The organism is Peptostreptococcus sp. MV1, from assembly GCF_000758885.1.
Taxonomy (GTDB): domain Bacteria; phylum Bacillota; class Clostridia; order Peptostreptococcales; family Peptostreptococcaceae; genus Peptostreptococcus.
This window is the reverse complement of sequence record NZ_JRNB01000073.1, coordinates 1-8710: the sequence shown is the minus strand read 5'-3', so window position 1 is coordinate 8710 and position 8710 is coordinate 1. Positions and strand designations below refer to the sequence as shown.

At 31.6% G+C, this 8710-nt stretch carries 9 protein-coding genes and 1 pseudogene; all 10 read right to left on the bottom strand.

Annotated elements, in window-relative coordinates; genetic code table 11:
* Positions 1–62: 62 nt before the first annotated feature.
* Positions 63–1670, bottom strand: a complete 1608-nt coding sequence (locus HMPREF1639_RS05810; RefSeq protein ID WP_036764353.1) for a hypothetical protein — start codon at positions 1668–1670, stop codon at positions 63–65.
* Complete coding sequence (locus HMPREF1639_RS05805; RefSeq protein ID WP_036764351.1) at positions 1667–2698, bottom strand: hypothetical protein; 1032 nt, start codon at positions 2696–2698, stop codon at positions 1667–1669. Before HMPREF1639_RS05805 ends, HMPREF1639_RS05810 begins: the two co-directional genes overlap by 4 nt.
* A 79-nt stretch (positions 2699–2777) precedes the next feature.
* Positions 2778–3593: pseudogene (locus tag HMPREF1639_RS05800) on the bottom strand (VirD4-like conjugal transfer protein, CD1115 family); the annotation flags it as partial.
* Between the two features lie 11 nt (positions 3594–3604).
* Positions 3605–3790 carry a transposon-encoded TnpW family protein gene (locus HMPREF1639_RS05795; protein ID WP_002842105.1) on the bottom strand — a complete coding sequence of 62 codons (186 nt, stop codon included), beginning with the start codon at positions 3788–3790 and terminating at the stop codon, positions 3605–3607.
* Positions 3791–3901: 111 nt separating this feature from the next.
* Complete coding sequence (locus HMPREF1639_RS05790; RefSeq protein ID WP_000797008.1) at positions 3902–4891, bottom strand: ORF6N domain-containing protein; 990 nt, start codon at positions 4889–4891, stop codon at positions 3902–3904.
* Positions 4892–4912: 21 nt separating this feature from the next.
* Positions 4913–5236: a hypothetical protein gene (locus HMPREF1639_RS05785; RefSeq protein WP_001222545.1), complete on the bottom strand. Its 324-nt coding sequence runs from the start codon at positions 5234–5236 to the stop codon at positions 4913–4915.
* A gap of 173 nt (positions 5237–5409) precedes the next feature.
* Positions 5410–6162 (bottom strand): phage replisome organizer N-terminal domain-containing protein, encoded by a 753-nt coding sequence (locus HMPREF1639_RS05780; RefSeq protein WP_000774839.1) that lies wholly within the window; start codon positions 6160–6162, stop codon positions 5410–5412.
* Between the two features lie 2 nt (positions 6163–6164).
* The gene (gene mobQ / locus HMPREF1639_RS05775; protein WP_000852176.1) at positions 6165–7817 is read right to left on the bottom strand and encodes a MobQ family relaxase; all 1653 of its coding nucleotides are present in this window, start codon (positions 7815–7817) and stop codon (positions 6165–6167) included.
* Between the two features lie 235 nt (positions 7818–8052).
* Positions 8053–8391, bottom strand: a complete 339-nt coding sequence (locus tag HMPREF1639_RS05770) for a DUF3847 domain-containing protein (RefSeq protein WP_036755144.1) — start codon at positions 8389–8391, stop codon at positions 8053–8055.
* 84 nt (positions 8392–8475) lie between these two features.
* A partial coding sequence (locus HMPREF1639_RS05765) for a sigma factor-like helix-turn-helix DNA-binding protein (RefSeq protein ID WP_036764347.1) occupies positions 8476–8710 on the bottom strand: 235 nt, incomplete at its 5' end.

Sequence of the window (8710 nt, the reverse complement as noted above, 5' to 3'; positions counted from 1 at the left end):
AATAGATTTTATTGATTTAAATTATCACCAACGTTATTTGACATAGAACCCAAATTATTTGATTATTTTATTTTAATTGACATTAAATGTAATTTTTCTATGAAATCATTTACATAAGTTTGTTGTAGCATTTTATAGTTTTGATGGTCACTATAATTGATATCATTTACTCCGTTAATTGACTCATATTTCAAATTTTCTTCTTCTTTAAGTGTCGTTGTAAAAATAATTTGGTTTTTAAGTTCAAAAAATTTATCTAAAACTCTCTGCTCTCTTTCAGTAGAAAGATCTTCCGCTCTAAATGAATCTACGACTATTGGATAATCGTGCATCAACACTTTTGCAAAAGCATACATTCTTGCTAAATGAAACTGTGTTCCTTCGCTCCCAGAGTAAGTTTTATTTTTTGAAGTGAAAATATCTATATATTTATCCGTAACTGAAAAGTCAATATATTCATTGAATGAGTTCATTTCATTAACAATTCGCTCTAATACCATCTTAGACTCTTCATTACTAGATTCGCTCTTAGATGAAATCAACTCAACCTGTCCATCAATGCTTTCAATTTCTTTCATAATTTCACTTAATCTTTTATCATCATCTTGTGTGCCATTCAAGTTAATCTTTGCAACTAATAATTCTTCAAGAGAGACATCTTCTGTCTCTAAAATATCATTCATTTTCTTTTGTTGAACAGTTATCTCAGCTGATAAACGATTAATTTCTTCTCTATAAATTTCAATTTTTTCTTCAATTGATTTTATAATTTGAGATCTCATCGTTGAAGTTGAAATATCAAAATTAAACTCTGCTTCTGCACTTTCATAGGAAATATGATTTGAGCCACAGTCCATACAAGAAATTTGACCAACATTCATAGTTCTATTCAGCGATCTTAATTCTTTTATAACCAACTCATTTTTTGTTTTACGTTTAATTGCATTATTTAAATCTCTGTTTAAGAAAGTGATTAACTCTTTAGTTATCTCAACTTCTCTTAATTTTTCATCTAATGCTAGCTGTTTATTAGTATAACTTAAAGTCTCTAAAGCAATATTGTTTTTCTTTAATATCTTATTCTTTTTTAACAGATTATCTTTCTCCGTCTTTAGTTTACTCTTTCTATTTTTTAATTCTTCAATACTTTGATTCAAATCAAAACTATTATCTATTCCATACATTGAGTACAACATATTAATGAAGTCAGCCTTTTTTAACCAACCACTATTAATAATATCATGAGTGACTTTTTTATCTTGACCAGTAAAAAACACCTGTACCAATAGTTCTAAATCCGCGAGCCTTTCCCTACTATTTTTTACTATTATTGGTAACTTATGTATATTCTTATCCCAATAGTATTTGAACTCCGAGATGTTATCAAACACGTAAATTTCATGATCCTTTTTAATAACAAAGTTATTTTTTCGTCTACATATATCAAAGAGCTCTCCATCCAATTCTAGTGTTAAAATAAAGTAATATTCTTCATAATCAAAAGAAGATGGGAATACCGGATTATTTCCCATACAGTATAATATTGATTGGATAACTATTGTTTTACCTTTGTTGTTATCATCACTATATAAAATATTAAATCCTTCGCTAAATTTGTCTTCTAGAAAAGCTTCTGTTGCGTTTCCAATAAAAATTGATTTTATCATCATAATTCTAGTCCGTCCTTTATTTTAGAAATAAAGTACTTAAGAGACAGTACATTAAAATGACGACAACGATTTTTCAAATCCTTATCTAATTTATTAAAGATTTCATTTATATCATCATTTGGATTATTTGTAATCAATCTATATACTTCTTCAAATAACTTCCAATAATCATCTTGTGAGGATGTATCAAATAATGCTTTTGAAAAATCTAATTGGCAGTCTTCAAGTAAATTTTTTCGATTTTCTTCAGGATACTTAGAATAAATAGGAATGAATGAAATAGGTAACTTCCCACCCACTACTTCTTGAGTTAAAATTCTGTTTAATACCAATATTTTGATTTCTGTCACGGTTAAATGTCTACCATAACTAATCGCGTCGTTTGGTAGCGATAGTGTAATATCTTCAACTATTCTATTATTCTTCTTACCCGATTGTGTATTCATTATTTCATTAAAAATTGCAACTAAAACCTCATCCTTCGGGATAATTAAAGGATTTAATCTAATTATTTTTTTTACATATTCGCTTTTTTCTTTGTCATCTATAACAAAGTAAATTTTGCTTAAAAAATCATTGATTCTATCATCAGTAATTTCTGCGTCATTAATATATGTCTTACTCTTGCACTCTTCTTTTAATCCCTCTATTATCTTTTCTAATGCAGATACTTCCACATTAGAAACATCAAAGCTATTAATGTTATTATCTATTCTAACTGTATTACTTACTCCACCTAAAAATAAGATAAAACAAGAAAACTCAAAGTCACTCAAATAATTTTTATAAAGAGTAACAAGTTCCTTTCCTATCATCTTTGGTGAAGAATTTTTAGCTCCTTTTGACTGAACATCCCACATCTTATCCGCCATTTTACACATTCCAGTTAAATCGTTAAAAAAATCAACTACAAAGTAATATACTTCGTCACTATCTTCTCTAAAATTCATGAGATAAAGTAATGCTTTAGTTTCAGTCTCGGAGGCGGCAGGACGTAGGCGTTCAGATGACTTTACAATATAAGTCAATCTAAACCCCTCCTTTTTACATTCTATATAATTATATCATATAAACAGCAATTTTTCACCTCCTGTACTACATTTTGCATCAAATGTCAACCCTATTAATTATAGAGCTACCGTTTAATATTACTTCGCCTTTTCGCTTAATATATCTTTCTATATCAAATACATTCTTCTTGTCATAGTCCTCAAGGAGCTTGTAGTTCTTATGCCTTGTAATATCGAATTTGTCAGATAAAAACGGTCTGACACCTCGAAGCTGAAAAATACATTTCCCACCGTCCATAACTGTTATTTCATCTTGACTCATAAGCTCCTTACCTGTTTTTTGATAGTTCAGTCCAAAAGACTTTTGATTAGATCTCGTTTCTGATGTGTTATATAGGTCAATAGTTTCTTTTCCAAGTGTTTCAGAAAGTTCTTTAAGTGTTGTTTTCTCCTTTCCACCAAGAAACAAGGTACTATCACAGTTACCTACGATTGTATCAGCGTTATCCTTGTAGATTGCCTTTAATTGTGATTGTGCCTGTAAGATAATACTTGCTGAAATCTCTCTACTTCTGATTGTGGCTATAAGTTTCTCAAACTTAGGAATTAAGCCGATGTTTGCAAACTCATCAAGTAGACACCTTACATGAATTGGAAGTCTACCACCGTAAACATCATCTGCTTTATCGCAAAGTAGGTTAAATAGCTGCGAGTACATAATTGAGACTACAAAGTTAAAGGTCTCATCAGTATCCGAGATAATGACAAAGAGTGCCGTCTTTCTATCTCCAAGAATATCAAGCTCAAGTTCATCTTCACTCATCAAGTTCCGTAGCTCTTGAATATCGAATGGAGCAAGCCTTGCACCGCAGCTTATAAGGATAGATTTTGCTGTTTTTCCTGTAACAACTTGTCAAGGACTTTCTAATCATTTTTATGGGGTTTTTTATCTTTTTCTCGCTCCATTTCCCTAAGCATTATCCTTTTCAATTTATCTTGCATAGTTTCAGTCGCATTTTCATTAAAATGGACAACAACCTCATAAGTTGCCTTTCCAATCTTCTTTATGGTCTTTATTCCTGTATTTTGTTCGTTTTTATTTTCGTGCATATTAGTTTCCCTCCTGTTAGTTGCAATCAAAAAAAGACGATAGAGTTTTATTTCTACCGCCTTTCACAAGTCTTGTAGCTATTCATTTAATAACGCTTTACCATTTACATATTAAATTTTCAAATCCTTATTGTTCAGCATTCCGCCAAACATCGTATGATACATATCCTTGGAAGATTCCTCTATCTTTGTAATACTTGATATTTTATTTCCTGCATCTTTTGATGAAGCTCCGCAAAGATAAAAGGCTTCACTGTCTGTTCCATAGTCAATGGCAATATATCTATCGTGATACTTTTTACCTGCAATTTTCATCTTCAGATTGATATTAGGGTAATCTTTTCTAAAATCGTTTAGGATATTTTTTGTCAGCATATCCTTGTTTTTCACATTGTCGCTAAAGACTATAATTTCAACATTGTCTTTTGCAGCCCTTAATAATTCTAAGGTTTTCAAGCCTATATAGTTGTCTATCACATAAATACTTTTCTTTGCAGACTTATATATTTTGGTATAGGCAACATCTGCTTCAATCTTATCTCCGTTCATTAAAAGGAAATGCTTGTATGTGTCCGGATCTATAAAATTATCCATAACCTTTTTCAAATCTTCTTTTGTAGCCATTTGCGACTTTATTTCAGCTATATCCTTTGTGTTTTGATTTGTCTGTACTGCTATTTGTACCAATTCTTTTGAGCTAATAAAATCTTGATTTTCGATTATAAAGTCTTTCATCTGCTTAAATGTTCTAATTAAGGCTCTACTTTGCCTAATCGCAAGTTCACCTCTTAATACCGTCATAAGCATATAAATACCTTGTTCTGTAAAGGCATTTGGTAAGTATCTTGAACCGCCCCAACTTGAGGTGAAATTTTTGCACCTCAAGTTTTCAAATTCATTCTCGGTCAGTTGAAACATAAAATCTTCGCCTTCAAACTTCTCAATATTGTTTTTCACCTGTCTATTAAAGTTTTTTGTTTCATAACCATATATTTCAGCTAAATCTGCATCAAGCATTACTCTTTGCCCACGAATAAGATATATTTTTTCTTGTATAGTTTTATCATCTACAATAACTATCTCTTTATTCTCTTCTGCCATGAAATGCACCTCCAACATTATCTAAATTCTTTTATATTTTTCTACTCCGCCTTCAGCTTTTCCGATGTGTTCCACATTTTTTACAAGTCTCTTATTTACATTTTCATAAAACCATCTGCCAATCAATGCCGGCGGTGTTGCGATTAACTCTCTCAAAACAAATTCTTTGCCCTTCGGTAAAGAGCTAATTTTGTTTAATAAGGTAGTATATAGGTCAGCATAGCTTGTATTTTCTTGTAAACTGCTACACTTACAATATTCAGTAACGCTTGGGAAACCTCCCTCTATTGCTTTTTTAGTTAAAATTTCAAGTTCTTCATCGGTTACAGTAAATTGAATTCGCATTTATATATCCTCTCCTTATAACTGAGTTTATTACCATATCACTATCATTTTATCATAAATACGATATTTTTTTCATACTGCAATTTTAAGCCCTATTTTACACTTAGCTATAGTCTGATACCTATTTTATCATTAACGCTCTAAAAACACCTTTCCACCGTCTTATACGAGGTCTACAAGTGTTCCCCCTTGTCATAATCTTCAAAGGTATATACTTTTGATTTATGGCTTTCTTTTAATTTACCTTTATCTTGCTCATACCAATGAACTAAGGTCGCATAATGATCTTTATAGTTTCTTCCCGTGCTTTGCATATAGGTTGACAGCTTCTCTATCATTTCTTCCCTATGACCTTGCATTTTATCCTTTAACTTCCCATATTCTTCATCGGTTAAGGAAACATTTTTATATTCTCCATAAAGGTTGGGGGATATTTTTTCTATCTCCCCCTCTTTTTCTAACTCTATATCTATCTCTTTATCTATCTCTATATCTCCGTTGCAGTTTTGTTGCAAAAGGTTGCAAGGTGTTGCACCAGTGTTGCATTGCAACGCTTTTTGTCCTCTCGATTTTCTTGAACGCCTTGTAGAAGCTGTTTCTGAACCTATAAGACTTGGAATTTCTGTTAAAAAATACTCGTCATTTTCTGTAATTATCTCCATCAATCCTTGTGCTACAAGATAATTTACTATAACCATTACATCATCTTCCGTTTCATCAATCGTTAAGGCAAGCTCTTTGATAAAGTCTGTTTCTACTCCATCATAATACAGCTTCCCACTATCTTTTAAGCTAAGTAAAAGCAATTTAAGATAAATGATTGTATAGGTATCTCCTCCTGATATTTTTCTTAGCCTTTTGATTCTCTTATCTGTAAAAAAATCTTCTTTCAATTTTAACCAATAGTATCTTCTGTTGTCTGCCATTTTTATCTTTCCTCCCCTTTATTTTTATAATTTTCTTTAGCCTTTTCTTTTGCTTTTTGTTTGTACTGACCCTTTCTTTCCTCTTGCTCTTGAAATTTTTTCAGTTGTGCAATTACACTTGGTTTATCTCCCCTCTTAATTGCCTTGTCTATCTCTATAGATAAATCTATTCCATACTCGTCACCCACAATCTTTACTGCATATTTGATATGATCTATCTGCTTAAATTCGTCTTGAACTTTAGCTTTATCTTCAGTTAAGTCTTGTATCTCTTTTTCAAGGCTTGATATTTCTTTCTGCCAATCACTCGACTTTATAGCTGATGTTCCAGTAAATTTTTCTATAGTCTTTCTTGCTTTTTTGTAGTTTTCAATTTCATCTTTATGTGAATTGTAAAATTTATCTTTAAGAAAAGTTTTATCTTTATATTCCTGATATACCGCCTTATTTTCTTTGATGATGTCTGCACAAATAAAGCAACGATTTAACTCCTTTATTCTTTGGGTTTTGCTTTGAATATCTTCACTTATCTTTTTACTTTGCTTTGCCAGTTCAAAAACTTTTTCTTGTAGGTCTGCTATGGTTTGAAGATGATTATCTTTTAGATAGTAGATTGCTTTTACAAATCTCTTTAGGTCTGCATTTCCCTTTTTTATCTGTCCATAGTAGGATAGATTTTTTGTTTTTTCTCCCTGTATTTCGTTGTAGATAGAAATATATTCATAAAGGTTAAAGAGTTCTGCTTTGTTCTCCAGTTCATCTTTCTTGGTCTGTTTATACCCATCGTATTTTGCTTGCAGATTTCCAAGTAAAGAGTCTATCCAAGAAGTGATTTCTTTTATCTTGTTCTTGATAGCTTTTACTAAAGAGTTATGTTTTTTTATTTCTCTGTTGATGTTTCCTTTGTCGGTTTCGATTCCTTTTTTCTCTAAGGCACTGGCACTTGCTCCCATGTGAATGGTTGGGATTTCTTCTATCCCTTGCCTTTTGTAGGAACGATGATCCACTCTCTTTTCTTGATGATTTTTTTCTAAATACTGATTACAAAGTCTTGCAAAATTCTCTCTCCATTTCTCTGCGTTTCCTTTATTGTTCCAGTCTGTCAGCTCTACTTTTCTTGTTTTGTAGTTCCCGCTTTTTAGTTTTATCTTTTCTCCATTTTCATCAATTACATATTCTTTTTTGCTTTTTGCCTGCCACTCTCCTTTTTCATTGATTGGTCTAAGGGTAGTCATAATATGAGCATGTATATTGTTGTTATCTTCACTTGTTCTATCATGGATTGCAAGGTCTGCTATCATTCCTTTTGATACAAAATTTTCCTGTATAAAGTCGGTAATGAGTTTCTTGTTTTCTTCAAAAGATAATTCTTTTGGTAAAGCGATAATGAAGTTTCTTGCAAGCTGTGCGTTGCTTGCTTTCTCATTTAGTTCAACGCTGTTCCATAAGGTAGTTCTATCTTTTAATGCTATGGGGACATTCTCCGGCAAGAAAATTTCTGAATGTAAAAGTCCTTTTTTATTGTGATAGTCATGAACTTCTCCGTCCCATTCATTTTTGATTTTCTCGCAAGAGATATATGCTGCACTTGCAACTGCCGATTTACTTTTTCCTCTGCTTATCATTGAAATATTAAAGTGAAATGTTTCTGCCACTTTTAAACTCCTTTCATTTTTTTATTTGTTTTCAGGTAAAGAAAAAAGCAGACGGGTTATTTTTTGTATCTTTTCCTATCTGCTTTATCCGTATGTTTTTATTAGGTTTTGGATTTTCAAAGACTTGCTAAAATCCCTTAGTTTACTAAGGGCGCAATTATACACCCTAAAGGGTGCTTTGCGTCCTGCGGAGCTTTTTGCCCTTGCAGGGAGCTTCTGAAAAAACTAAGGTTTTTTATTCTGTATACTCATTGTCTATTTCATCTTCTATATCTTTCCAATTTATCATTTCTTCATAGGCTTGTCTGTATTCTTCTGTGTGAGTAGAGATGTTTAATAGCTTTTCTATCTCCTCATTGGTAAATATTAGAGGATTTTCAATTACCCTTTCTACTATCAAGCCCCTTTGAATAAGCCTGTGATTTCTTCTTTTTCTCTCTTTTTCATTTGCAAGTTTTTCTAATTTCTTACCTTGATTTTGTAATTGTTTCAGCTTTACATCGCACTTTTCTCTTTCTTTCTGTAGTTCAAACATTTGTTCCTGTACTTCCTGTAATGTTTTTTCTTTCTTCATTTTTCATTCCTCCGTTTTGGTATCTCCTTGTTTCCATAAAGAAAGGTTAAGCACCTTTTTTTGACACTTAACCTTTCCAAGTTTTTAGATTTTATCTTCTAAAATCTTTCTCAGTTTTTCTAAAATCCTATCCCTCCTCCCACTGATTGCTTGATGTGTAACTTTCTCTCTTCTGCTGATTGATCTTAGACTTTCTTCTTTGTAGAAGATAGCTTCCATTAAATCTCGTTCTTCTTTTGTCAGTGTAGCTAATGCCTTGTTTAGTTCTTCAATTTGCATTTTTACTTCTACAATTTTTTCTAAGTCTATTTTTTCATCT